Origin of the sequence: Roseibium sp. (assembly GCF_965232425.1) — a bacterium.
In the GTDB taxonomy this organism is placed as follows: Bacteria; Pseudomonadota; Alphaproteobacteria; order Rhizobiales; family Stappiaceae; genus Roseibium.
In genome coordinates, this window is sequence record NZ_OZ246971.1 from 5167359 (window position 1) to 5191043 (window position 23685).

General features: G+C 58.4%; 25 protein-coding genes and 1 pseudogene. 17 read left to right on the forward strand and 9 right to left on the reverse strand.

From position 1 onward, the window contains the following. Positions 1-207 precede the first annotated feature (207 nt). From ACO08A_RS23640 to ACO08A_RS23655, 4 genes are all read left to right on the forward strand, one after another. A complete protein-coding gene (locus tag ACO08A_RS23640) occupies positions 208-909 on the forward strand; it encodes a hypothetical protein (RefSeq protein WP_422038343.1) in 702 nt (233 codons plus the stop codon). Between the two features lie 106 nt (positions 910-1015). Then, positions 1016-1423, forward strand: a complete 408-nt coding sequence (locus ACO08A_RS23645) for an ACT domain-containing protein (RefSeq protein WP_422038344.1) — start codon at positions 1016-1018, stop codon at positions 1421-1423. Between the two features lie 94 nt (positions 1424-1517). Next, positions 1518-2366 (forward strand): adenylate/guanylate cyclase domain-containing protein, encoded by an 849-nt coding sequence (locus ACO08A_RS23650; RefSeq protein WP_422038345.1) that lies wholly within the window; start codon positions 1518-1520, stop codon positions 2364-2366. A gap of 184 nt (positions 2367-2550) precedes the next feature. Beyond that, positions 2551-3165: an ATP-dependent Clp protease proteolytic subunit gene (locus ACO08A_RS23655; protein ID WP_422038346.1), complete on the forward strand. Its 615-nt coding sequence runs from the start codon at positions 2551-2553 to the stop codon at positions 3163-3165. Positions 3166-3240: 75 nt separating this feature from the next. On the opposite strand, the gene ACO08A_RS23660 is transcribed toward ACO08A_RS23655, so the two are convergent. After that, positions 3241-3645: a Clp protease ClpP gene (locus ACO08A_RS23660; protein WP_422038347.1), complete on the reverse strand. Its 405-nt coding sequence runs from the start codon at positions 3643-3645 to the stop codon at positions 3241-3243. 446 nt (positions 3646-4091) lie between these two features. Between ACO08A_RS23660 and ACO08A_RS23665 the strand changes: the two genes are divergently transcribed. Together ACO08A_RS23665 and ACO08A_RS23670 are read left to right on the forward strand one after the other, a co-directional pair. Further along, a complete protein-coding gene (locus ACO08A_RS23665) occupies positions 4092-4913 on the forward strand; it encodes a YdcF family protein (RefSeq protein ID WP_422038348.1) in 822 nt (273 codons plus the stop codon). Between the two features lie 83 nt (positions 4914-4996). Beyond that, positions 4997-6244 (forward strand): adenylate/guanylate cyclase domain-containing protein, encoded by a 1248-nt coding sequence (locus ACO08A_RS23670; RefSeq protein ID WP_422038349.1) that lies wholly within the window; start codon positions 4997-4999, stop codon positions 6242-6244. Here the strand turns inward: ACO08A_RS23670 and ACO08A_RS23675 are convergent. The 3 genes from ACO08A_RS23675 to ACO08A_RS23685 form a co-directional block, all read right to left on the reverse strand. Then, entirely contained in the window at positions 6163-6885 is a 723-nt protein-coding gene (locus ACO08A_RS23675; RefSeq protein WP_422038350.1) for a DUF599 domain-containing protein, read from the reverse strand. The genes ACO08A_RS23670 and ACO08A_RS23675 overlap by 82 nt on opposite strands. Positions 6886-7309: 424 nt before the next feature. Then, positions 7310-7825, reverse strand: coding sequence for a hypothetical protein (locus ACO08A_RS23680; RefSeq protein ID WP_422038351.1), 516 nt, complete (start codon positions 7823-7825; stop codon positions 7310-7312). 98 nt (positions 7826-7923) lie between these two features. Continuing rightward, positions 7924-8814 (reverse strand): SDR family NAD(P)-dependent oxidoreductase, encoded by an 891-nt coding sequence (locus ACO08A_RS23685; RefSeq protein ID WP_422038353.1) that lies wholly within the window; start codon positions 8812-8814, stop codon positions 7924-7926. 115 nt (positions 8815-8929) lie between these two features. Here ACO08A_RS23685 and ACO08A_RS23690 point away from each other — a divergent pair, with 115 nt between their 5' ends. The 3 genes from ACO08A_RS23690 (at position 8930) to ACO08A_RS23700 (ending at position 10895) form a co-directional block, all read left to right on the forward strand. Further along, complete coding sequence (locus tag ACO08A_RS23690; protein WP_422038354.1) at positions 8930-9364, forward strand: DUF1489 family protein; 435 nt, start codon at positions 8930-8932, stop codon at positions 9362-9364. Between the two features lie 89 nt (positions 9365-9453). Further along, a complete protein-coding gene (locus tag ACO08A_RS23695; protein WP_422038355.1) occupies positions 9454-10188 on the forward strand; it encodes a VWA domain-containing protein in 735 nt (244 codons plus the stop codon). After that, positions 10188-10895, forward strand: a complete 708-nt coding sequence (locus ACO08A_RS23700; RefSeq protein ID WP_422038356.1) for a DnaJ domain-containing protein — start codon at positions 10188-10190, stop codon at positions 10893-10895. Before ACO08A_RS23695 ends, ACO08A_RS23700 begins: the two co-directional genes overlap by 1 nt. A 17-nt stretch (positions 10896-10912) precedes the next feature. On the opposite strand, the gene ACO08A_RS23705 is transcribed toward ACO08A_RS23700, so the two are convergent. Further along, positions 10913-12592 (reverse strand): serine hydrolase, encoded by a 1680-nt coding sequence (locus ACO08A_RS23705; protein ID WP_422038357.1) that lies wholly within the window; start codon positions 12590-12592, stop codon positions 10913-10915. 638 nt (positions 12593-13230) lie between these two features. Between ACO08A_RS23705 and ACO08A_RS23710 the strand changes: the two genes are divergently transcribed. The 4 genes from ACO08A_RS23710 to ACO08A_RS23725 all read left to right on the forward strand — a co-directional run bounded on the left by ACO08A_RS23710 (position 13231) and on the right by ACO08A_RS23725 (position 17919). Then, a complete protein-coding gene (locus ACO08A_RS23710; RefSeq protein WP_421984483.1) occupies positions 13231-13563 on the forward strand; it encodes a phasin family protein in 333 nt (110 codons plus the stop codon). A 402-nt stretch (positions 13564-13965) separates the two neighbouring features. Next, positions 13966-14298, forward strand: coding sequence for an ATP-dependent Clp protease adapter ClpS (gene clpS, locus ACO08A_RS23715; protein WP_421984482.1), 333 nt, complete (start codon positions 13966-13968; stop codon positions 14296-14298). 12 nt (positions 14299-14310) lie between these two features. Then, complete coding sequence (gene clpA, locus ACO08A_RS23720; protein WP_422038358.1) at positions 14311-16761, forward strand: ATP-dependent Clp protease ATP-binding subunit ClpA; 2451 nt, start codon at positions 14311-14313, stop codon at positions 16759-16761. A gap of 453 nt (positions 16762-17214) precedes the next feature. Next, positions 17215-17919, forward strand: a complete 705-nt coding sequence (locus ACO08A_RS23725) for an SDR family oxidoreductase (RefSeq protein WP_422038359.1) — start codon at positions 17215-17217, stop codon at positions 17917-17919. Positions 17920-17935: 16 nt separating this feature from the next. Here the strand turns inward: ACO08A_RS23725 and ACO08A_RS23730 are convergent, their stop codons facing one another. Then, positions 17936-19552, reverse strand: a complete 1617-nt coding sequence (locus ACO08A_RS23730) for a WG repeat-containing protein (RefSeq protein ID WP_422041799.1) — start codon at positions 19550-19552, stop codon at positions 17936-17938. A 57-nt stretch (positions 19553-19609) separates the two neighbouring features. Continuing rightward, positions 19610-19801 (reverse strand): annotated as a pseudogene (locus tag ACO08A_RS23735) (hypothetical protein); the annotation flags it as partial. 298 nt (positions 19802-20099) lie between these two features. Here ACO08A_RS23735 and ACO08A_RS23740 point away from each other — a divergent pair. The 4 genes from ACO08A_RS23740 to ACO08A_RS23755 all read left to right on the forward strand — a co-directional run bounded on the left by ACO08A_RS23740 (position 20100) and on the right by ACO08A_RS23755 (position 22580). Then, positions 20100-20780 carry an AzlC family ABC transporter permease gene (locus tag ACO08A_RS23740; RefSeq protein ID WP_422038360.1) on the forward strand — a complete coding sequence of 227 codons (681 nt, stop codon included), beginning with the start codon at positions 20100-20102 and terminating at the stop codon, positions 20778-20780. Beyond that, a complete protein-coding gene (locus ACO08A_RS23745) occupies positions 20777-21139 on the forward strand; it encodes an AzlD domain-containing protein (protein WP_422038361.1) in 363 nt (120 codons plus the stop codon). The genes ACO08A_RS23740 and ACO08A_RS23745 overlap by 4 nt, the downstream gene beginning before the upstream one ends. 299 nt (positions 21140-21438) lie before the next feature. After that, positions 21439-22089, forward strand: a complete 651-nt coding sequence (locus ACO08A_RS23750; protein ID WP_422038362.1) for a glutathione S-transferase family protein — start codon at positions 21439-21441, stop codon at positions 22087-22089. A 101-nt stretch (positions 22090-22190) separates the two neighbouring features. Then, a complete protein-coding gene (locus tag ACO08A_RS23755) occupies positions 22191-22580 on the forward strand; it encodes a nuclear transport factor 2 family protein (protein WP_422038363.1) in 390 nt (129 codons plus the stop codon). Between the two features lie 153 nt (positions 22581-22733). Here the strand turns inward: ACO08A_RS23755 and ACO08A_RS23760 are convergent, their stop codons facing one another. Both ACO08A_RS23760 and ACO08A_RS23765 read right to left on the reverse strand, forming a co-directional pair. Beyond that, complete coding sequence (locus ACO08A_RS23760; protein WP_422038364.1) at positions 22734-23246, reverse strand: hypothetical protein; 513 nt, start codon at positions 23244-23246, stop codon at positions 22734-22736. Between the two features lie 2 nt (positions 23247-23248). Continuing rightward, entirely contained in the window at positions 23249-23677 is a 429-nt protein-coding gene (locus ACO08A_RS23765; protein ID WP_422038365.1) for an HIT family protein, read from the reverse strand. Positions 23678-23685 lie beyond the last annotated feature (8 nt).

Here is a 23685-nt window from a genome sequence, read left to right on the forward strand (position 1 = left end):
GCAGGACTAGCCGGCGTTTTGATCGGCGGGATACTCGTTTATTGGGCGATTACGAGTCTTGTGGCGTTTTATTTTATCTATGAGATGTTTACCGGTGACTCCAGTTTGCCTCAGGTGCGTCTCATGCAGGAGGCGGGCAAGTATACCGGTCAGTCCTTTGAGGGCGACCCATGGCTTCTCCTGAAGCCAACCTTAACGGGTGTGGGCATGTTAGCCGCCGGAGTGGGGCTTTTCGTGATCGGCGCGCGCGGGCTGTTCAAACGGGTCATTGCCGGCTTGCCGGAAGCTGATGAAGGACGTGCGGATTCTGTTGCCGGACAATGGGCTTCGATCGGCGTGTTTCTCTTCGGCATTTTCATTGCCGGGGCCGGTCTGGTCGGGAGTGCGTTCAATTTTTCGAGTTCGTTTCAGATGGTTTTTCTCGGCGTCGATGTCGAGGGTGAACTCATGTCGATCAAGAAAGATCCTGACAGCCCCGATGCCGGGCGGCCGCGCTTTTTCGTGACTGTCCGCTACGACGGCACGGATGGAAGGTCGCACCAGCAAACCCTGCATGTCGGCTATTCCTACGGCGGCAGTCTCAGGGAAAGGCAGGAGCGGGCGACGCCGGAAGCCCCCTTCAGACCGATCTTCAGATATGTGCCCGGGTCCCCTGAAACGCTGGTTCTGGCCCGGTATGTCGACGGGCCCCTGGAATATATCTGGTTCTTCGTCTGGCGGATTGCGTTCATCTATGTCGGGATATGCGGCATCCTCAGGAATTTGCCTGGCGGCGGCGGACGTGTGGCGCAACCGGGTGTTCCTGCTCATTCGAGCCGGTCACCGCACGTGCAGACACCTGGGAGGTCGATACCGAGACCACATCCAGCGCGCGGCGGTAGTGGCGGGTTCGGTCGACGAGGGGCGTAGGTTTCCGAAATATCCAGCACTGCCGGCCGTTCGAGTTTTCGAGTGGAGACTGTTACAGTCAGATACTGCTCCTGTTGTCGCAGCCAATTTCTGAAATGGAAACGGAATGACCGGCGAAACCGACCTGCATACCCTGATCGCGCAGATGCGCCCCATGCTCGATCCGGAACCGTATGTCTTCTGCACATTCGCGAACCGGACATTTCAGGATCTGGTCGACTATGGTGCGATCGGCCTCTTCGCCGAAACCGAGGGCACAACGGCGATCCTGCCGGTCGAACGGGCGCGGGAGTTAGGGCTGGCGGATGCGGAGTGGTTCCGCAGGATCACGCTGACCGTGCATTCCTCCCTCGAGGCGGTCGGCCTGACGGCTGCCATTGCCGCTGCCCTCACGAAAGAGGGGATTTCCGCCAATGTCGTGGCGGCCTATTTTCATGACCACGTATTCGTTCCGGCCGACAGGGCAGACGATGCACTGGATGCCCTGCGGAACCTGGCGCAAAACAGCTCGTAGGGCAGGGCTGCGGATCGTGTCGGTGGCTGGTTTTTCCTTGCAATTTGCTTCCCGGCTTCCCATTCCTTAGCTGTAGGTCTCAGGGGTTTCGAACATGCAACGGGTCAAGCGGCGTCTGTCGGCGATCATGTGCGCGGATGTTGCACAATATTCCAAACTCATGGAGCGGGACGAAGACGGCACGCTGGACAGGCTGCGCGCGTATCGGGAGGTCATGTCTTCCCTGACGGAGCGGCATAATGGCCGGATAGTGAACACCTGGGGCGACGCCGTCATCATAGAATTCACGTCCGTGATCGAGGCGGTCCAGTGCGCCGTCGACATTCAGAACGAGCTGACGCTCAGAAACGCCGATCTTCCGGAAATGAACCGCATGGAATTTCGTGTCGGGATCAATCTCGGCGATATCATGGTCGAGGGAGACGACATTTACGGCGAGGGTGTCAACGTCGCGGCGCGGCTGCAGGAACTGGCTCCGCGCGGCGGTATCATGCTGTCGCAATCCGTCTACGATCAGGTGAAGGCGAAAGTGGCGCTCGGGTTCGAACCGCTCGGGCCACAGGTCGTCAAGAATGTCAGCGAACCGGTCGAGACCTACGCGGTGCGGCTCGGAGGGCGCAACGCGCCGGCCGAACCTGTCATGGATCCAGGGGACGCGGAGCCGGAGACCCGGGCAGACAGCCATCCGCAATGGGACAAGGACACCCAGGCGGTTGCCAACGGCTTCGAGCAGGCGCGTCGCTGGTTGCGGATGCAGCCCAGGCGCGTGCGGATGTGTTTTCTTCTGATCGGCTTTTTCTTCGTCTTGAACCTCCTGACAACGGGACTTTCGGCCCTTTGGTTCGTGTGGCCCTCGCTGCCGTTCGCCTTTCTCCTCGTATGGCATTTTTTGGTCGGGCACAGGAATGACGACGTTGACGAAAGCCCGCGTCACGGTAAATGAGCAGCGTAATGCGGCGATGTTCCCAGATTGATAACTCTTTTCGGTCTATTCAGGCTTTCAAGGTTTGCGAGCGGTCGTTTGTTCGCATACACATGGTCAAAACAGGCGCGGGGTGAATGCCCGCGAATCTGCCAGATACTGTCGGTCCAGCCGGCTCAACAGCAAAGGGAGCGTAATCCTGCGCATGAAAAACTACTCAACGAATGTGCCAGCACGTCTTGACGACGATGAAGATGACAAACCCAAGAGCCAGCCTTCGATCCAGGTCGACAAGCATCTGTTCGAAGCCCGCACGGTGCTGATCACCGGTCCGGTCACCCAGGACATGGCGCGCGACGTGTGCGCGCGGATGCTCGCCTTGGCGCAGGTTTCCAACGACCCGATCACCGTGATCGTTTCCTCGCCCGGCGGTCACGTCGAATCCGGCGACATGATCCACGACACCATCAAGTTCATTGCGCCGGAAGTCCGCATTCTCGGCATGGGCTGGGTGGCCAGCGCCGGCGCGCTCATCTACGTATCGGTGCCCAAGGAAAACCGTTTCTGTACGCCGAATACACGGTTCCTGCTGCACCAACCGTCCGGCGGCGCCGGCGGCATGGCAACCGACATCGAGATCCAGGCCAAGGAAATCATCAAGATGCGGGACCGGTTGAACAAGATCTTCGCCGATGCGACCGGCCAGCCGATCGACCGGATCGAGAAAGACACGGACCGGGACTACTGGATGAGCCCCGAAGAGGGTATCGAATATGGTCTTGTGGGGAAGGTTGTCACCAGCGTGCAAGAGCTGGGCTGACACTTTTCGGACTTGCAAAACAAAACGCCGGTGCTTTGTCGCCGGCGTTTTTGTTTGAAAACCTGGATTTCAGGATCAGGCGCTGATCAATTCCTGTTCCACCGAGTAGACCATGATCGGGTCGACCGGCCTCGGATCGAGAACCTGCGGACGCAGGGTTTTCATCAGGTCACGGAGATCTGATTCATCGTCTTCGCTTCTTTTTCCCGCGAACAGCACCATGACCAGATGATCGACGAACCGCTCGTAAACCTCCTTGCATGTGCAAATCGGGGACAGAAGTTCACAGATCGGCTTGCCGTCGTAGAACGGAGCACCGCCAACCAGGAAGATGAGGAATTCCGTGAAGTCTTCCGCGCGCTCGAATTCCTTCTGGAGCCGCGAGAGGTCGAAACAGGGATCCTGTTCAAGTCTGGCACGCAAACGCGGCATTGCCTTCACCATCGCTTCGCGTCCACCGAGTTTCAAATAGAGTGTCATTTGGCTACCCTCGACTGTGTCTTGGTTCAACACACACAGCATGCCTCACTTCTGCTCACGCCCCTGTGACCTCGATCACGGTTATCGCCTTTGTGAAAAACGACAATCATTGCAGGGGAAAACCCGTGGCCGATTCTCATCGTTTCACTTCATGTCAAACCAGGAAATCGACTGCACTTTCGCTGTAAAGTGTGACAATTGATTTACAGATCCGTTCCGCCAGCTTGGAACTTAAGTGTTTGGCTTATTTTGTTTTTTCCAGAACATCCTTATTCGATCTTTTTTTGAAACCACTGTGAAACGAATTTCCGGAGCCACCCGCCACACTCTTGTTTTAGTTATGGAAAACAGTCTCATCCGGATGCGCGGAAACAACAGGTCCGCTTCGCGGAATCGCGATCCGAAGCTAGATTTCAAATGCGAAAAACCAAGGTTGGACTGCCGGAGTGTTCTTTTACATTGCAAAGATCGGCTATTTTTTCATGCAGCCGTCGAATCTCCTGATCGCGGTCGCGCTGATTGGTCTGGTGCTCAAGAGCTTCAACCGGTGGCCGGTGACCGGGATACGTCTGGTCTGGCTGGCTGTGTTCGGATTGGCGGTATGTGGCCTCTCGCCGGCGGCGAACTGGCTCATTCTTCCCCTCGAGGACCGGTTTCCGCGGCCGGACGTGACCAGATCCTACGACGGGATCATCGTTCTGGGCGGGGCCGTCGATACGATCGTGACCGGCGGCCGGGGCGATACGGCACTCACGACATCAGGCGAGAGAATCACGATCGCGGCGCGGCTTGCTGCAGCGCTGCCGGATGCGCGCGTTGTTCATACCGGCGGCAAAGGCGTCATCATCCAGTCCCAGGCGACGGAAGCCGAGGGGGCTGCAAGACTGTTCGAGGATTTCGGCATAGCACCGGATCGGGTCGTTCTGGAAGACGCGTCGAGAAACACCTGGCAAAACGCCGTGCTGACCAAAAAGCTGATAGATCCGCAACCCGGACAGACCTGGCTTCTGGTGACGTCTGCCTATCACATGCCGAGGGCCATGGGCGTTTTTGAGCAGGCCGGCTGGACCGGTGTCACCGCTTATCCGGTCGACTACAGGACGCGTGGGATCGAGGACAGGGGGCTTGGCTTTTCCGGCGCCTCGAAGGGATTGCGGCGCTTTGACCTGGCATTCAGGGAATGGCTCGGACTTCTCGTTTACCGGATCACGGGGCGCACACCTGTGCTCTTGCCCGGGCCGGAGGAAGGAAAACCGGCAAAAGATTAACGCTGTCCGTATTTTGCCTCTTTCACTTTGCGTTGCGACGCACCATATCAGGGATATCTCAGGGAACAAAAGGGCTTGGGCAGATGGTCCTGGAAGCACCGCTTGTCGCGGCAGACGTTGTGCAATGGCTTTATAGCGACGCGTCGTATCTCAACGACACCTTGGAAGTGGTCAGTGAAATGGCCGTCCGTCTTCGCGACGGACATGTGCCGGTGGACAGGGCAACCACCGGGATCTGGGTCGTTCATCCGAATGTCAGGGCGGAAGGCTCCGTCTGGACAAGTGAAGGAACACGCGAGCTGCGTCTCTACACGGCCGAGAACAGCTCGGACGAAGACTATCAGTCCAGTCCCATCAAGCGCGTACACGAGACCGTCAGACCTGTGCGCGTCAGGCTCGCGGAAGCGCCTGACCAGGCAGAGGAGTTCCCGATCACGCTCGAACTGCGCGATGAGGGCTACACAGACTATATCGCGCTGCCGATGCCGTTTTCCGACGGCTCGGTCAAGGTCGTGACATTCGCCACGAAGGCACCCGCAGGCTTCACCAAAACGCATATCGGCGTGTTCGATTCGATCGTCCGGCCCCTGGGGCTCGTGTGCGAGCTCAAGACGTTGCGCCGGACCGCAGAAACGGTTCTCGATACCTATGTGGGCCGGCGCGCGGGCTCGAAGGTTCTCGACGGAACCACCCGCCGCGGACAGGGCGAGACCATCAAGGCGGTTGTCAGTTTCGCCGACATCCGCGGGTTCACCCGGCTTTCCAACACGCTTCCCGCCGACATGATCGTGTCGTTCCTCAACAAGTATTTCGGGGCGATGACGGCGGCTGTCGAGGCACATGGCGGCGAGGTGCTCAAGTTCATCGGCGACGAGGTGATGGCAATCTTCCCGTACGAAACGGAAGAGGAAGCGCGCGATGCGGCCAGGAGGGCGCTGCTTGCGGCACGGGAAACGCTCAAGCGGATCGAGACGATCAATACGAGCAATACCTGTGCGGTCACACCGGATCTGAGTGTCGGGATCGCGCTTCATGCCGGCGACGTCTTTTACGGCAATGTCGGCAGCGAGACACGCCTTGATTTCACGGTCGTCGGCCCGGTGGTCAACCTGGCCGCACGGATCGCCGAGCTTGCGAAAGACCTGCATCGCGAGGTGCTCGTCTCCGACGCGCTTTCTGACATCATGGGCTGCCGGTCGGGTCTATACGGCCGCTACCGGGTGAAAGGCTTCGATGATCCGGTTTCCGTCTATTCTCCGGACTTGTCCGATGACAGCAAGCTCGGGTATTGCCCGGAGAGCACGGCTGCTCTTGCGCGCGAGGCGAACTGACGCCGCAGGAGAACCAGCAGGACGGCAAGCGTGCAGGCCGCAAAGACATAGGGTCCCGCGAACCAGCCCAGAAATCCGATCGCAAAAAACAGGGCTCTCTGGCCGCGGTTGAAATGCCGCCCGGCCAGAACATTCAGCTCTGCGGCCTTGCGTGCCATTTTGCGGACGTCTTCCCGGTTGGCCCTGCCGTGCTCGGGCACCGCGCCCATGACGATGCTGGCATAGTTGAATAGCCTGTACGCCCAGCCGAACTTGAAAAACCCATATGCAAAAATGAGCATGAGGCCGAGCACCTTGATTTCCCACAGGGCTCTGCTGCTTTCCACCGGGATCGAAAGATCGCCGGTAATCTGTACAATCCGGTCCGTCGCCTCCAGAAGCGCAAACCCGCCGCCGATCGCCAGAAGCGCCGTCGAGGCGAAAAACGCCGTTCCCTGCTGCAATCCGGACATGATGGCGGTGTCCATGATGCGCACCTCGCGGTCGCACATGGAGAGCATCCATTCACGCCGGTAGTCATCCATCGCGCTGGACAGCGTCTTGTGCCTCAATGAGGTGACATCGACGACGAGGTTGAAACCGAACCAGGCGACAAGAAACCAGACAGCGGCAGCGATATCCAGGTTCGAAAGAGCATGCATGGTGAAACTTTCTGTTGGGCACAACGAACCCAAATAAGCATAAGCAGCTGAAAAAATGAAAGGAATTCTGCTCTGCAAAAATCGGTTGGCAGCTGCACCTTTTTTGCGCTTGCGAATTGGTAAAGGTTCGTTTACTTCGTCGCCCCAATGGCGCCACATTTGAAAATGCAGGGGATCGGCGCCGCAAAAAAGTGTAGGGCTTGAATGGACGAAAACGTGCAGAAATCCTGTTGGAGCGTCACTCTCTGGACTGTCGCTGCGGTAGGTCTCGCTTTGACTATGATCCTTCTCTTCAATGATGTGGAAAGCGCGAACAACGCCGTCGCCGTCGCACAGTAAGACGCCGGTCGCGTAACCGAATGAAAGGTGTGGTCAGTGACCACGCCTTTTTTGATTCCGCTCCGCAAAAAAACGAGCAGGTATCCTAGTCAGGTCTGTCCCTGGGGCCGGGAACCCGTCTGAACTCCATTTGCCGAACGACTTTCCTGTCCTGCGGATGACTGATCAGGAAACCGACATAGGCATCCGCACCCAGGGGAACGAGCACCAGCCTTGCAACGCCCAATCCCGGCCAGGCCATATCGGCTCCCCACGCCGGGACTTCTCCCGGCAAGAGGGGATGATTGAGCGCCTTGATATCCTTCTCGTGAAGGAGGCTGACCCCTTGCGGGTTCCAGGTCAGGCCTGCAAGGCCGCCTGAAACGGGGTAAAGCACGATTTTCGTGCCGCCTATCGTCAGGCCAAGCCGATCTCCCGTCTGAAAGTCAATGATGGCCTCGGCAGACTGCCGTTCCAGGTCAAGAGACGTTCTTTGACCGTTCCGTTCCGAGAATGCAGCCGTATTGACCATGGAAAACGCACCTTCGGCCCACTCCGCGCAGGCGGGGACAGATCCGAGCGTGATCGTCAGAACCAGAAAAAAGGCCGCAAGTCGTTTCATGTGGCATCCCGTGAATTGGTTGTCCGCATGATATGGGCGACAGGTTGAAAAAGCCTTGTCCCGGATCGGTCTCACTTGGCCCGTTTTGACATGCGCCGTTAACGGGAAAGAGAAACGACGAGATCCTCTATGGTGGCGAATTCCGGCTCCCAGCCGACGGTGCGCCGGGTGTGCGCGGTGTCGACCCGTTGCGACAGCGCGTAGCCCGCGTCGAAGTCGGTTTGCTGATTCTGATCGGTCCCGGTCCCGGCTGTCTCGATTTCCAGCGGTGCGCCGTGACGGGCGGAGATGTGCGACGCCAGGTGTCCGACGGAAATGCCCGGCACGGAGCTTGCCAGAAGCGTCATTCTGAAGCGGGCGTGCTGGAGCGCAAGGCTGTAGAGCGACGCCAGATCATTTGCTTCGACAAGGGGCCACATGGTTTCCGGCCCGGCGCTCGTCCGGAAGGGCACGCCGTCCCTGAGGGCCTGTGTCATCCGGGCAATGGGCCCCTCCGTCAGACTGCAGACCAGCGCGGGATGAATGACCACGAGATTGAGATCGGTCCCGTGAGACAGGGTGCGGATCGTTTCCGCCATGAAGCGGAACGCCGGAATGGGGGCAAATGCCGTCTTCTCGGTGATTGCCTGCGATCCGGTGGTAGAGGGGAACAACCAGATACCGCCGGTATAAACAAGTTTCAGCGGCTGCTTCCTGTGCTTTGCGGCCTGTTTCAGCGAAAGCATGGACAGGCGGTCAATTCGTCCCATGTCGTCGGTGAATGTGGCTCCCGCGTGCACGACGGCATCGCAGGAGGCGGCTCTTTCAACCCAGCTTTCCGGATTTTTCAGATCGCCGGGGAACGCGCTTGCCCCGAGTGCGCGCAACCTGTCCGCGGAAGCCTCGGAGCGCGCAAGCGCAATGACGCGGCATCCTTTCGAGATCAGGTTTTTCACGACGGCTGCGCCGATTGTCCCGGTGCCGCCGGTTACAAACACGTCCATAGACATAATGAGACCCCTGTTCGGTGTGGGGTGCAAGGATTTGCTGTGCGCGCCTGTGCACAATCCACCGAGTTTCGGCGGGTTGGCTTGACGTCGGGAGCAGGCCTGCTAGTTCAGAAGGATGACGTTAAATCTGGTGAAATTATGTGTGGGGGCGGACAGCGCGGAATCTCTGCAGGCGTGGGTCGACTACCGCGTCGAGCAGGCCAGGTGCGCCGGGCGGGAGGAAGTGACCACGCATACCACGCGGATGGTTCCAACCCGCAGGGATGACCTGCTTGACGGCGGATCGCTATATTGGGTCATCAAGGGCAAGATCCAGGTCCGGCAGCACCTCGTCGACATTCGTCCCTTCACCGATGAAGGCGGCATCAAGCGGTGCGACCTGGTGCTTGAACCGCGGTTGATCCTAACGCGCTACCAGCCCAGAAGACCTTTCCAGGGCTGGCGCTATCTGAAGCCGGAAGATGCCCCCGAGGACATGCGCTCCACCGGCGACACGCGCGCTATCCCGGACGCAATGCGGCGCGACCTCGTTGAGCTGTGTCTGCTCTAGGTCATACCCCTGGGAAGTCGGATAAACTTGCCAAGAAGCGCTCGCATGCCCACTTTCTTGGAGAGCGAGCGAGGCAGGGAACAGGCAGGATGGCAAAATCCAAAGACGGTATGGTGGAAACACCTCTCAGGCAGGGCTCGCAAAGCCCGTCCACCGTTGATGATGTTTCCGCTTTTCTGGAAAAAGCGAAGACAATCAAGCCCCAGCCGGGGAGCGGCGGGCGCCTGATTTTTGCCCTGGATGCCACGATGAGCCGCCAGCCGACCTGGGACAGGGCCTGTCACATCCAGGCGGAAATGTTCCAGGAAGCGGGCAAGATCGGCGGGCTGAAAATCAAGCTTGTCTATTTCCGCGGCTTTGGCGAATGCAGGGCATCGAGATGGTTCGAACGGAGTGATGAGCTTGCGCGTGCGATGAGCCGGATCTCCGTCCAGGGCGGGCGCACACAGATCGGCAAGGTCCTCTCCGCCGCGCTCCAGTCCGCGTCGGATGAGAAAATCGCAGCGGTTGTCTATGTCGGCGACTGCATGGAGGAAGATGTGGACATGCTCTGCGACAAGGCCGGTCAGCTCGGCTTGCTCGGCGTGCCCATGTTCTTGTTCCAGGAAGGACGCGACGCCGTCGCCGAGCAGGCCTTCCGCGAAATGGCGCGTTTGACGAAAGGGGCGTATTGCCCGTTTGACGCCGGTTCTGCGCAGCAGCTTGCCGAGCTCTTGAAAGCGGTCGCGGTATTTGCAACTGGTGGGCACAAGGCGCTTCAGGCGCTTGAAAAGAAAGGCGGGCAGGGCGCCCGTCTGCTGTTGCAGCAAATCAAGCCTGGCTGATGTTCTATTTTCTCTTTGGATTGGTCCTGCTTGCGGCCGTCGTTTTCGGCGCCCGCAGCTTTGTTCAGGCGAACCCGGCGGACCTTGCCCGCAAGGTGCGCACCTTGGGCGGCGTCGCGTTGCTGCTGCTCGGGGCTGTTTTTCTCGTGACCGGGAGGTTCATGTTCGCCATTCCGACGATCGGCTTCGGCCTGTCACTGCTCGGACTGGCGGGACTGGGCGGACTGACCGGAACATACAAGCCCAACAAATCGTCCGGTCAACGATCGCGGGTGAGGACGGCAATGATCGAGATGGAGCTGGATCATGATACCGGTGAGATGACCGGCGTTGTTCTGACCGGCAGCCTTCAGGGCCGCAATCTCGACGACCTTACGGAAGAACAGCTTCATGCCTTCTGGCAGGAATGTCTGCAGGACGACCAGAGCCTGAAATTAATCGAAGCTTATCTCGACCGCCGGTTTTCCGGATGGCGTGAACACTTCGAGTCGGATGGAACAGAGGGGCAGGGAAGCCCGGCGAGCTCTGGCCCCATGACAGATGAGGAGGCCTACGAGATCCTGGGGCTTTCTCCCGATGCCGGGGACGCGGAAATTCGAGCCGCGCACCGCAGGCTTATGCTGCGCGTTCATCCCGACAAGGGGGGATCCGGTTTCCTCGCGGCGAAAATCAACGAGGCTAAAGACACGCTTCTCAGAAGACATTGAAGACATCCGTTACGCTGTTACTGATAGATGGCGAAGCAGGCGAATTTTGCCTTTTTGAGGGTTCTGCAGGCCCTGCGGGCTGCAGTCTTGTTTTCGAAGCCGACGAACCGTGCCCGATAGAGCGTTGTTCCGTTGGCATCGACGGGTTCGGTGTAAGGCGAGCGTCCACGCAGCGCCGCGCCGGTTCTGGCCTTTGCCTTCTTCAGAAGAGCGACGGCCTGGTTCTCCGTTTCCGAGGCAGCGATCTGAACCTGCCAGCCCGGTTCGATATCGGGCCTGTCGCTGGTGGCCACGGTCACACTGTCTCCGCGCGTTTCCGGCTCGACCTGCGGAGCTGCCGTCGCCGAAGCGATTGCAATCGCCTGAGGGGCTTCGACGGCTTCGGGCGCCGGGACGGTCTCGATCCGCACCGTTTCGACGGTGATCGTCTTGGCGGGAACCTGGCTGTTGTCGCGTGCCAGTGCGCTGCCGGCTGTCTTTGCCGCTGCGCCTCTCGCCGCCGCCAGCAGGGCCTTGTTGCCGGTCGAGTTCGTCGTCAGGTCAAGCCCGGGGCTCTCACGCGGGATCGGCGGCAAAGCGGTCGCAACCGCAAAGGTTTCGTCAAACCGCTGTTTGACCAACTTCGGCGGGACCGGGACGGCTTCACCGAAGCCCGGGATTGTCTTGGGTGCGGTGTCCGCAACGGTTTTCGTCACCGCCGGAGCGCCGGACGGGGCTGGAACCGGAACAGCGGGTTTCTGGGTTCCGGCGTTGAAGGCCAGAACCATCGGCGCACCTGTTGCAGGCGCCTGTCGGCTGCCCGGTTTGGCTTTAGGCAGCGGCGGCGACTTGAGGGCCGAGGCGACAAAGGTCGGAGCTGCTCCGCCCTTGGCGATCGCCGGAACGGTCTTCTTGCCGCGACTCGCCTTGGAGAGATAGCGGCCGATCAGCTTGGTCATCTGCGCGTTCCTGGAAGCGCCGGAACGTCCGCCCATGACAACGGCTACAATCTGACGTCCGTTGCGGTTGACCGATGTCACGAGATTGAAACCCGACGCGCGGATGTAGCCTGTCTTGATACCGTCCACACCCTTGACGCTGCCAAGCAGTTTGTTGTGGTTGCCGTAGGTCCGGCCTCCATACTTGTAGGAACGCGTCTTGAAGTAGCCGTAGTACTGAGGAAAGTGTTCCTGGATCGCACGTCCAAGGGTCGCCATATCGCGAGCTGTCGTGCGTTGTCCGGAGTTGGGAAGACCGTGCGGGTTGCGGAACGTCGTCTTCTTCATTCCGAGCGCGCGCGCCGTCCGCGTCATGCGCTCCGCGAATTTTTTCTCCGAACCGCCGATGTTCTCGGCAACCACGGTTGCAACATCGTTTGCCGACTTGGTCACGAGCGCGAGGATGGCATCCTTCACCTTGATCGTCTTGCCGGGTTTCAGGCCGAGTTTGGATGGTGGCCTGCCTGCTGCGTATTTCGAAACCTTCAATCTCGAGTTCAGGGACAGCCGTCCCGCCTCGAGCTCTTCGAAAACGACATAGAGCGTCATGATTTTGGTGAGGGAGGCCGGGTAGCGATACGCGTCGGCCGACGACGCGTAAAGGGTCTTGCCCGTTTTGGCATCGACGACGATTCCCGCATATTTCGGGTTGGCATTCGCCGTTGCCGGCAATGCAAGCACCAACGTGCTGAGAGCGAGAATTTTGCCGATCCGAGCCATCGACCGAACAATGCGAAAAGAACGCATACCAAACACTGTTACAATCCCAATCCGGGTCACATATTTCAGTCTGGAGAATTGCTGGCTGAATCTTCCTCCCTGCGATCCAGCGCGATGCTCCGTGATGTCCGGTTTATTTGATGGAATCACGGTTACGAATGTGTAAATGAATTGCAGAAAAACCACTGTGTTTTGTAGTTTTTCGTTAGAGTTAATGCTTCGTTAAATTCAATTTTATTTGTTAATTTCCAATTAATATCAAATGTTGCTTATTCTTATTCTCTCCTCAATAGTAAAAATAGAAAATTAATTGTTAATCTGCGGATCATGCAGCTGTGATGATTAGCACTCGGTCGTGCACTATTCAAACTCCTTGCGGGATATTCTTCAAGTCATGAATTCTGATTTTCCGGTCGACGTGCAATCGGCAATTGAGTCTCGATGATGCGATTCCCTTTATGGGATAGGTGGCATTAAATTCTCGTAAGAGTTGTTGTTGCAATGCAAAATAATCTTGACAGTTATTGTGCAGTGCATTACGAACCCTTTCCTATAGGTAACGCTATACGCGCACCGGACGTCTTATCAAGCCACGCCAAAAGGCTTCTGGATCCGGTCCGCTGGATGAGGTCAGTGAAATGATGAACAACTTTGATGACTTGCAGAAGTTGAGCAAAGACAACATGGACATGGCGATGGAATCCTTCGGTTCCATGAGCAAAGGTTTCCAGGCGATTGCGGCTGAAGTTGCCGACTACCAGAAGAAGTCCTTCGAAGAAGGCACTGCTGCTGTCGAAAAGCTGGTTGCGTCCAAGTCTCTGGACAAGGCTTTCGAAGCCCAGGCCGATTATGTCAAAACCACCTACGAAGGTTTTGTCGGCGAAATGACAAAGCTCGGTGAAATGGTCACCGACATGTCCAAAGACGCCTACAAGCCTTACGAAGGTGTGCTCGGCAAGATGGCGAAATAAGCCAGCACATATTCCGTATTACGACGGAGTGATATGAGAACCCGGCTGACTGCAGCCGGGTTTTTGTTTTATATGCACAGATTTACCCAATTTTCGAACACCGCGCACAAGTGAAATTCCATTGACACCGAATTGTGTGGCATCCGCATCTTTTATTCGAATTTCAGGCACCTACATTCCTGAATGACGGGGACGCTCCTGTCCCAAAAGAGGCGTTCACCTAAATCTTGATGAAATCGACCATTGCGCAAGCGCCGCTTGCGCGGCAGGATTATCAACGAAGATCCAACATCCACGGAAAGATGCCGTGGGTACCCGTGGCCGGACAGCGCGCCATTCGGCGCCTGTCACGAGAAATGATTACTGGTAAATGCCGGAATGAGTGAGGCGATAGATACGGCAATGTCATCGGGCTCCGATCGTGACAACGACGGCGGCGACACCGGAACGGTTGTCGTTACCCGGACAAAAACAGTCACCAAGCGGCCCAATCTCTATCGCGTGCTGCTCTTGAATGACGACTATACTCCCATGGAGTTTGTCATCCACGTCGTGGAAAGCTTCTTCCAGAAGAACCGGGAGGAAGCGACCCGCATCATGTTGCATGTTCATCACCACGGTGTCGGGGAATGCGGTGTATTCTCCTACGAAGTCGCCGAAACCAAGGTGACCCAGGTGATGGACTTCGCGCGCAAGCATCAGCACCCTCTGCAATGCGTCATGGAAAAAAAGTGAGGACCAATCTACGTGCCTTCCTTCTCACGCAGTCTTGAAAAAGCTCTTCATCAGGCTCTTGCTTTCGCAAATGAACGGCAGCAGGAATACGCAACGCTGGAGCACCTGCTTCTGGCCTTGCTTGATGACCAGGACGCGGCGGCCGTCATGCGCGCCTGCAACGTCGATCTGGACACGATCCGCCGGAACCTTCTCGAATACATCGAGACGGAGCTGGACAATCTCGTCACCGACAGCGACGAGGATTCCAAGCCGACGGCTGGCTTCCAACGGGTGATCCAGCGCGCGGTCATCCACGTTCAGTCCTCCGGACGCGAAGAAGTGACGGGCGCCAACGTGCTTGTCGCGATCTTCGCCGAACGCGAAAGCCACGCGGCCTATTTCCTTCAGGACCAGGACATGACCCGTTACGACGCGGTCAATTACATTTCCCACGGTATCGCGAAACGCCCGGGCATGTCGGAAGCGCGCCCGGTCGATGGTGCCGAAGAGGAAGATATCCTGCCGGGCTCCGAAGGGGAGAAGAAGTCCAGCCAGAAAACCGATGCGCTCGAAGCCTATTGCGTCAACCTGAATGACAAGGCGACCAGCGGCAAGATCGATCCGCTGATCGGGCGCGACAGCGAGATTCAGCGCACCATCCAGATCCTGTGCCGCCGGTCGAAAAACAATCCCCTGTTTGTCGGCGACCCCGGGGTCGGCAAGACGGCGATCGCCGAAGGGCTCGCACACCGGATCGTCAACGAGGACGTGCCGGACGTGCTCATGGACGCCACCATCTTCTCGCTCGACATGGGTGCTCTGCTCGCCGGAACACGCTACCGCGGTGACTTCGAGGAGCGTTTGAAACAGGTCGTCAAGGAAATCGAGGATTTCCCGGGCGCCGTGATGTTCATTGACGAGATCCATACGGTGATCGGCGCAGGTGCCACATCGGGCGGCGCAATGGACGCTTCGAACCTGTTGAAACCCGCACTTGCGTCCGGCGCGATCCGCTGCATCGGCTCGACCACCTACAAGGAATACCGGCAGTTCTTCGAAAAGGACCGGGCACTGGTGCGCCGGTTCCAGAAGATCGACGTCAACGAGCCGACGATTCCGGACGCGATCGATATCCTGAAAGGCCTGAAGCCCTACTTCGAGGACTTCCACAAGGTCCGCTACACCAACGACGCCATCAAGACGGCGGTGGAACTGTCGGCGAAGTACATCTCGGACCGCAAGTTGCCCGACAAGGCGATCGACGTACTCGACGAGACAGGGGCATCGCAGATGCTCGTGCCCGAGGCACGCCGGCGCAAGACGATCGGCGTCAAGGAAATCGAAAACACGATTGCCACGATGGCACGCATCCCGCCGAAATCCGTTTCCAAGGATGACGCGGAAGTGCTGGAGAATCTCGGCAAGGACCTGAAGCGCGTCGTCTACGGCCAGGATTCGGCCATCGAGACGCTGGCATCCGCCATCAAGCTTGCCCGTGCAGGTCTGCGCGAACCGGACAAGCCGATCGGCAGCTACCTATTCTCCGGTCCGACCGGTGTCGGCAAGACGGAAGTTGCCCGGCAGCTGGCGTCTTCGCTCGGTGTGGAGCTTATCCGCTTCGACATGTCCGAATACATGGAGCGGCACACGGTGTCCCGCCTGATCGGCGCGCCTCCCGGATATGTCGGCTTCGACCAGGGCGGCCTGCTGACCGACGGCGTCGACCAGCATCCGCATTGCGTGCTCCTGCTCGACGAGATCGAGAAGGCGCATCCGGACCTGTTCAACATCCTGTTGCAGGTCATGGACCACGGCAAGCTCACCGATCACAACGGCAAGCAGGTCGACTTCCGCAATGTCATCCTGATCATGACGACGAATGCCGGTGCTTCGGACATGGCGAAGATGCCGGTCGGCTTCAATCGCATCAAGCGTGAGGGCGACGATACGGAAGCAATCAACAAGCTGTTCACGCCCGAGTTCCGGAACCGTCTCGATGCGATCATTCCGTTCGGCAACCTGCCGATGGAAGTGGTCTACAAGGTTGTCGAAAAGTTTGTCATGCAGCTGGAAGTGCAGCTCGCAGACCGGAACGTGACCTTCGAGCTGACCGACGATGCCGTCAAATGGCTGGCGACAAAAGGCTACGACAACCAGATGGGCGCAAGGCCGCTCGGGCGGATCATCCAGGAGCACATCAAGCGACCGCTTGCCGACGAGGTTCTGTTCGGCAAGCTCAAGAAGGGCGGCATGGTCAAGGTGTCCGTCTCCGAGGACAGCAACGGGCTGTTGCTTGAAAGCGTCGAGGAGCGGGCCTCTCCGCCCAAACCGAAAGCCAAGACGGAAGCCAAGCCCAAGCCGAAACGGCGCCGCAAACCGGCCGCGAAAGCGACGGCGGCAAAGCAGTCAAAGTCGTCCGGCGGCGGCAAGGGCGGATCTTCCAAGAAGAGCCTCGTACCAAAGGTACCGCTGGCAGACTGATCGGCGACAGAAACAAGTCAAAGCCCCGGACCTCGTCCGGGGCTTTTTGTTGAATGACACACTGGCAATTCCCGCCAGTCACCGATTCCACCCGGTAATTTTGTTTGTGGCTCCGCTCACCAACTCCTAGAGCATTTTCCGACCAATTTGGTTCATTTGATGAGGATATTCGGTTCATTCGGCCAGGCGGGTTACGAAGCGCGATGCGGTGCATCGTGCAAGTGGCACAACGCAGCCGAGGGGCTGGATATCCTCACCCGTTGTGGAACGCATTCAAGCGACAAGCATTAAGATTGGCCGGGCCCTTTTACGCTCTTGCATCGTTGGTCCGCCCTTGTGGTGGGCAACACCGCGGCGCGCGAACCGTCTCGCCAGCGCGAAAAAGGGCCTCGGTCAAATGATCCAAATTGGTCGGAAAATGCTCTAGTTTGTGGGCAACAAAAGGAGTCGGACATGACCGAGAAAAAAGTTGCCCTTGTCACCGCAGGCGGTTCCGGAATGGGCGCGGACGCTGCGCGCCGTCTTGCCGCAGACGGTTTCAATGTCGCGATCCTGTCGTCATCCGGAAAGGGAGAAGCTCTCGCGGAGGAGCTTGGCGGTGTCGGGTTTACCGGGTCAAACCTTGAACCCGAAGACTTGAAGTTGTTTGTTGAAAAATCCGTCGAAGAATATGGCCGAGTTGATGTTCTTGTGAATTCCGCGGGACATGGTCCCAAGGGTGATATCCTCGATATTTCCGATGAGGACTGGCACAGGGGCATGGATTACTACCTGCTGAATGTGATCCGTCCAAGCCGGCTGGTTGCGCCGATCATGGCGGAACAGGGCGGCGGAACGATCCTCAACATCTCGACCTTCGCCGTGTTCGAGCCCGATCCCATGTTCCCGACATCCGGCGTGTTCCGGGCGGGTCTTGCAAGCTACACCAAGCTCTTTTCCGACAAGTTCGCCGCGCAGAACGTGCGGATGAACAACATTCTTCCCGGTTTCATCGACAGTCTTCCGGAAAAGGACGGCCGGCGCGCGCGTATCCCGATGGGCCGCTATGGCCGATCCGATGAGGTCTCCGGCCTGATTTCCTACCTGGCCAGCGACGCGGCCGCCTACATCACCGGTCAAAACATCCGGATTGATGGCGGGTTGACGCGGTCGGTCTGATGCCGACCGGCTGCCGTCAGTAGAGACTGCCCAATGCGCGCGGCCGGACAGGGCGTTTGCCCTGGGCGTAGTCGAGTTGCGCGCGCAGCCACAGAAGGCTGTTGAGAAACGGGTCTCTGGAAAGTTCCTCCGGACGGCCCCTTAGAACGCCCGTGACCTTAACGTAGTCCCGGCAACGGGAACGGTCCGTTTCGCTCCCGTCCGGGGCTATCGGGCACCACTGGTTCTGATCGCGCGGCACGCCCCATGCGAGGCCGCGCTGGTAACAGGTCAGGGCAAGGTATCTCGGTTCGATCAGTGTTTCGCCGTCCGGTCCTTTCATGCCCCAGAGCCCGTTTTCCTCGAATCGTTTCAGAACCTTTCCGCAGGTCAGAATTTTTTCCCGCTCCGCCCGGGACGGCGGTTCCTGAAAGACCTCGATTTCGTTGTTCTCGGAATCGATCCAGAATGTGCGCTTGTCCAGATTGACGCGGTATATCGGCGGCGTCTTCGCCCCGTCGTTTTCCTTGGTGGCGACCAGCTTTTTTGACAGTTCCCAAGCAATGTGGTCGTAGATCGGCGGAATGATGTATTCGCCCGCCTTGTTGATGACGCCCGCCTTGCCCTTCAGCGAGACGATGGCTGCTTCCAGACCAAAGTAAACATCGCCGTCGAACCAGCCCGTCGGCGGAAGCACCAGGCCATCCTGGCTGATGACCTTGTACTGATCCTTGCCGAACCTGAGCGAAAGGTGTTTCTCGCAATCGCGGCTGGAATACAAATAGTTTCTGATTGCCTGTCCGGTCACCAGAGGTTTCGGGATTCTCGGATGCGAGACGGCAAGGAACCCGTGTTGTTCGAACAGTTTCAGTCCGCCCGGGCAGGTCAGGTGCACAAATCCGTGCCGCTCGTCGGTCACGAGTTCTCCGGCCGGGGTGAGACTGTGCCACCGGCCTTTTTCAAGAACACGTGGAAGGCGGCCGTCTTTAGGAATTGAGACGCCATCGAAGTACCGACCGGACAGAAGGGCGCCGTTCCGCGAAATGACCCCGAACCTGTCGTTCTCTCTGGGGTGGCGGACGCGCGCGAACTGTTCCGACCAACCGGATATTTTCCCGAACTCCAACGGTATGATCAGTTTCCCGGTGTCGTCCACAGCGCCATAAAGGGCGGGTTCGCCGTCCTTGTCCGGAAAACCCTGCACGACGGCAAGGCCATTGGATAGCTGTGAAACCGAACGGTATCGTGGCGTGACCTGCCATGTGCCGTCGGATCGCAGCAATCCGTATCTGGCTTCCCTGAGCCTGTTTTCGGAAGCCCAGATCAGGCCCCTGGAAAAGTCGTCAAATTTTTCGACGTAGTAGCGTTTGTCCGAAAACCAGCCATTTTCGATGTGGTAGAGACCGACACCGTCAGTGAATTCCTGGTACAACTCCGGTCCCCAGTTAAGCTGATACGCCATCTCGACATTGGGGCGGCGGGGGGTGTCGGTAACGAGAAGCGTGTCGCTTGAGAAATGGTAGACGCGCCCGAACCGGGGTTCGACGACAAAATTCCCGCCGCGGCCGATCACACCGGCCAACGGGCCGACCAAGACCTCTGCCTGTCCGTCTTTGAAACGCCCTGCAAGATCGTAGCGGGGGGTGATCACCATTTCGCCGGTTCGGTCGATATAGCCGTATTTTCCGTCGACCCTGACAGTGGCGAGACCCTCACTGAACTGGCCTGCATCCTGAAAAGTGTTTGGAATTCTTTGTTTTCGAGAACCCCATTCGATATAGCCACATAGTTCGAACGCACCTCCGCAACTTGGTATCAATACCGGTTCCTCTGCTTCCGCACTGCGCGGAGCCAGCAGAAGTGCCGTGCAAAACAGAGTCTTGATCAAGACATTTCCCGCCACCTTGGAACCCTCTGATTGTCACTTCTCGGCTTCAATCTAGTGTGGTGAATTTGGCAAAATGCGGGCAGGGGTTGTGGGTTGGTGCCGCCATCGTTGACAAAGGATAAATGTTCTCCGGCGCTGCGGAATTCCCTTGTGTGATTGGCGGCGGTCTGGACTCGTTGTACGGAAAAATGTAAGGCTTCCTTATTATCTTTGAGTCTCGAGTGCCCCTCCCATGACCGTTCCTGAAGGAACTGCGCAAACGCCCCCGCCTGAGCTTCCGGCGCGAACCGGGAGAGAGTGGTTCTTCTTGGGTATGCGTGCGTCGATTTCGATACCGGCCCTGATCCTGACGGCGGCCTTTGTCGGATTTGCAGGACTGGCGCGCGAGACCGGCTTGTCGCTTGGCGAAACGCTGGCCATGACCGGCCTCATCTGGGCCTTGCCGTCCATCGTGGTTCTCACCGGCGCCCTCACGTCCGGCATGGGACTGGTGCCGGCGGCCATTGCCGTTGCCCTGGCTTCCGTCCGTCTGATGCCGATGACCATGGCGCTTATGCCGATGGTCAAGGTGCCGGGGAAGACCAGAACCTGGCACCTTTTGATCGCCTCGCATTTCGTGGCGGTCACGGCCTGGGTGTTCGCCATGCGCACCTTGCCGGAGCTGCCGCGCGCGGCGCGTCTGCCGTATTTTTCCGGGTTTGGGTCCGGCGTCACGAGTTTTGTTTTCTGCATGACAGGCATCGCCTACATGGCCGTGGAACGGTTGCCGGATGTTGTCGCCGGTGCGCTGGTCCTGGTGACGCCGGTCTATTTCCTGTGCTCGCTGTGGGGGGCTGCGCGGCTCAACGTGGACAAGGCGGCGATGGTGGTCGGGCTCGTGCTGGGACCGGTTGTCTATCTGTACCTGCCGGGCCTTGACCTGTTGTGGACCGGGCTGATCGGCGGGACAGCGGCCTTTTTCGGCATGAAGATCTACCGGAAGGGGCTGTCATGACCGAGGCCCTTGTCCACGACACCTGGTGGTGGCCCTATGTGATGATCCTGGTGGCCGGATGGTTTGCGACGGATGTCTGGCGCTGGATCGGGGTGTTTGCCAGTGGGCGGCTCCGCGAAGACAGCGAATTGCTGATCTGGGTGCGCTGCGTTGCCACTGCGCTGGTTGCCGGCCTGATCTCCAAGCTGATCCTGTTTCCGCAGGGCGTCCTGAGCGAAACGCCGATGTGGCTGCGCGTTGCCGCATCCAGCGCCGGATTCGCGGCGTTCCTCGCGTCGCGGCAGAAGGTCATTGTCGGCGTTCTTGCCGCGGAGGCGTTCCTGATCGGTGGCTGGTGGCTTGTCGATCAGGTAGGCTAGAGGTTACTTGGGGTACGGACCCAAAAAGAAGCCGATTTGGCGGCAGAAATGGCAAAATCTCGCAAGAAAGTGTGCGCAGAGCGGGCTTTATGTCCGGTCAAGCGCGGTGACGCCGCGGGGTGAAGCCATTTTGCCGTCCTTCGGATTTGACCGTTTTGGCCATCTGCCGCGTCGCGAAAGGCTTGAAAATGAACCACATTTCCTGCGCTTCCGCTTCTCGCAGCTGGTCAAAACGATCCAAACCAAATTGACTTCATTTATGAGTCCGTACCCTAGAGTACCGGGACCAGGAGCGCGACATGTCACAGCAAGTGGAACTCTTTTATGCCCCGCAGACCCGCGCGACGGGTGTGCGTGTCCTGCTCGAAGAACTGGGCGCGCCCTACATCCTCAATGTCCTGAATTTCAAGCTGGGAGAGAACAGGAAACCCGATTTCCTGGCGATCAACCCGGCCGGAAAGGTTCCGGCTGTGCGCCACGGCGACACCGTGGTCACCGAGCAGGTGGCCATCTACATCTATCTTGCAGATCTCTTCCCGGAAAGGGGATTGACCCCGGCCGTTGATGATCCGCTCCGGGGTCCATACCTGCGCTGGTTCGTCTACATGGCGTCCTGCTTCGAGCCCGCGCTGGTTGATCGGGCGCTGAAGCGGGAAGAGCCGCCGCAATCGATGTCGCCATACGGGAGTTTCGACACGGTGATGGAAAACATGCGCGAGCAACTGTCGAAAGGACCCTATGTCCTGGGCGACAGTCTGACCGCGCTGGATGTTCTCTGGGCCATGGGGCTTCGATGGGGCATGGTGTTCGGCATCGTGCCGGAGTTCGGCGAGTTCAAGGACTATACGGCGAGTTTCTTCGAGCGGCCGGCCGCCGTGAAGGTACTGCAGGAGGACCAGAACCTGGCCAGAGAACAGGAAGAGGCGGCCAAGGCGGCCGGTGTTTCCTAGCAAATGTGCCTGGACGGCTTTGACGGCAAACTCGTTTGGTCTTCGAAATTTCAACCTTGCATGGCATGATGGTTGCGTTGAAACCAAGTGGGGGCATATCCATGACAACCGAAGAAGTCGTTCGCACGGCGATCGAGTGCTACAACCGCGGAGATGCCGAAACCGTCTCCTCGCTTCTGCACGATGACATCCGGTATCGCATTCACGCCGATGTGGAAACCGGTCCCTATTGCGCCGATTGCACCGGCAAGAACGCTTTCTGGAATACCATCGGGCAGATACAGGCGGACTGGCAGATCGATGAATACCGTCTGACGGACATCATCGTTTCAGGCGATCGGGCGGCAACGCAGATCAGTGTGAAGATGACGAGCCGCCACACCGGCGTCTCCCGTGAAACGGAGTTGGCGCTGTTCTTCACCGTGAAAGACGACCGTGTTGTGGAACTGCACGAGTACCACGACACCGCGGCGGCAGCCCGGGCGAGATGAGCAGTTCACTTGAGGTTGGAAGTAAGGGAAGATGCAACCTCGTGAACGTGGATAGGGTACACGGAGAAACGCTCACGAGGTTGCGAAGCGATTTTGGGGATCGCTAATTAACGTTACGGTACATTTATTAATAAACCACTTAAATTTAACATATCAATCAAGCGGCGGAACCTTCAGCGACTCGACGCTCAAGATCCATTTTTTCAGAACAAATGGCAGGATGGCCTGCGTCGTGTGCGATGGATATTCATCGACCGGACTGCAAGCCAGCCATTTGCCGTCGTCTTCGATCCGTCCGGTCTCGAGACAGGAGAAATAGAGCTCGCACCACGCACCGTAGGAGGTGCGCAGGATCAGGTTCTCAGGAACGCTCAGCTCCAGCGTGACATAATCGGATTGCGAAAGTTCGTGATCGGACAATAGCATCGTCGCGAACAGGTCGAGTTCGCCGGGGTCTGCTTCGAACGTCCAGACAGGCGGCGTCAGGCTGTCCGACAGGCCGATCTCGCACATGTGTCTGCCGACAAATTCATACGCAATTCTGAGCCTGCCGGCGATACCGGTTCCTTGCCAGGTCGGGCGGTAGCATCCATCGGCGTCAAAAAGGTCCAGAACCGGCGTCCGCTGAAAGGTGAACAGCCGGATCGTTTCGCCGGAGCGCGACACGCTCAGGCGAGGACCGCGCGGATCTTTTCCGCGTTGGCGGCAAGCGTGTCGTTGTCGGCCATCTCGCCGGTATGCGGTCTGAGCGAAACACCGTCAAAGCGCGGGATGATGTGGACATGGGTATGAAAGACGACCTGTCCGCCGGCGGGTTCCGAGAACTGCTGGATGGTCGTGCCATCCGCGCCGAAGGCCTCGATGACCGTGCGCGCCATCTTCTGGACCGTTGCCATGACCGCGTTCAGGTCGTCCGGTTCGATATCCAGGATGTTGCGCGATGCGGCCTTGGGGATGACCAGGATGTGTCCGTCGCCGCGCGGCATGATGTCCATGATCACGAGGGTCTTTTCGTCCTCGTAGATCTTGTGGCTCGGAAGTTCGCCCCGCAGGATCTTGGCAAACACGTTCTGGTCGTCATAGGCGGGGGTGGTCATTCGGGACA

Coding starts and splice junctions, on each gene's coding strand:
- ACO08A_RS23640 (WP_422038343.1), top strand. CDS start 208: ATGTTAGCCGCCGGAGTGGGGCTTTTCGTGATCGGCGCGCGCGGGCTG.
- ACO08A_RS23645 (WP_422038344.1), top strand. CDS start 1,016: ATGACCGGCGAAACCGACCTGCATACCCTGATCGCGCAGATGCGCCCC.
- ACO08A_RS23650 (WP_422038345.1), top strand. CDS start 1,518: ATGCAACGGGTCAAGCGGCGTCTGTCGGCGATCATGTGCGCGGATGTT.
- ACO08A_RS23655 (WP_422038346.1), top strand. CDS start 2,551: ATGAAAAACTACTCAACGAATGTGCCAGCACGTCTTGACGACGATGAA.
- ACO08A_RS23660 (WP_422038347.1), bottom strand. CDS start 3,645: ATGACACTCTATTTGAAACTCGGTGGACGCGAAGCGATGGTGAAGGCA.
- ACO08A_RS23670 (WP_422038349.1), top strand. CDS start 4,997: ATGGTCCTGGAAGCACCGCTTGTCGCGGCAGACGTTGTGCAATGGCTT.
- ACO08A_RS23675 (WP_422038350.1), bottom strand. CDS start 6,885: ATGCATGCTCTTTCGAACCTGGATATCGCTGCCGCTGTCTGGTTTCTT.
- ACO08A_RS23680 (WP_422038351.1), bottom strand. CDS start 7,825: ATGAAACGACTTGCGGCCTTTTTTCTGGTTCTGACGATCACGCTCGGA.
- ACO08A_RS23685 (WP_422038353.1), bottom strand. CDS start 8,814: ATGTCTATGGACGTGTTTGTAACCGGCGGCACCGGGACAATCGGCGCA.
- ACO08A_RS23690 (WP_422038354.1), top strand. CDS start 8,930: ATGACGTTAAATCTGGTGAAATTATGTGTGGGGGCGGACAGCGCGGAA.
- ACO08A_RS23695 (WP_422038355.1), top strand. CDS start 9,454: ATGGCAAAATCCAAAGACGGTATGGTGGAAACACCTCTCAGGCAGGGC.
- ACO08A_RS23700 (WP_422038356.1), top strand. CDS start 10,188: ATGTTCTATTTTCTCTTTGGATTGGTCCTGCTTGCGGCCGTCGTTTTC.
- ACO08A_RS23705 (WP_422038357.1), bottom strand. CDS start 12,592: ATGGCTCGGATCGGCAAAATTCTCGCTCTCAGCACGTTGGTGCTTGCA.
- ACO08A_RS23710 (WP_421984483.1), top strand. CDS start 13,231: ATGATGAACAACTTTGATGACTTGCAGAAGTTGAGCAAAGACAACATG.
- clpS (WP_421984482.1), top strand. CDS start 13,966: ATGTCATCGGGCTCCGATCGTGACAACGACGGCGGCGACACCGGAACG.
- ACO08A_RS23725 (WP_422038359.1), top strand. CDS start 17,215: ATGACCGAGAAAAAAGTTGCCCTTGTCACCGCAGGCGGTTCCGGAATG.
- ACO08A_RS23730 (WP_422041799.1), bottom strand. CDS start 19,552: ATGGTGATCACCCCCCGCTACGATCTTGCAGGGCGTTTCAAAGACGGA.
- ACO08A_RS23740 (WP_422038360.1), top strand. CDS start 20,100: ATGCGTGCGTCGATTTCGATACCGGCCCTGATCCTGACGGCGGCCTTT.
- ACO08A_RS23745 (WP_422038361.1), top strand. CDS start 20,777: ATGACCGAGGCCCTTGTCCACGACACCTGGTGGTGGCCCTATGTGATG.
- ACO08A_RS23750 (WP_422038362.1), top strand. CDS start 21,439: ATGTCACAGCAAGTGGAACTCTTTTATGCCCCGCAGACCCGCGCGACG.
- ACO08A_RS23755 (WP_422038363.1), top strand. CDS start 22,191: ATGACAACCGAAGAAGTCGTTCGCACGGCGATCGAGTGCTACAACCGC.
- ACO08A_RS23765 (WP_422038365.1), bottom strand. CDS start 23,677: ATGACCACCCCCGCCTATGACGACCAGAACGTGTTTGCCAAGATCCTG.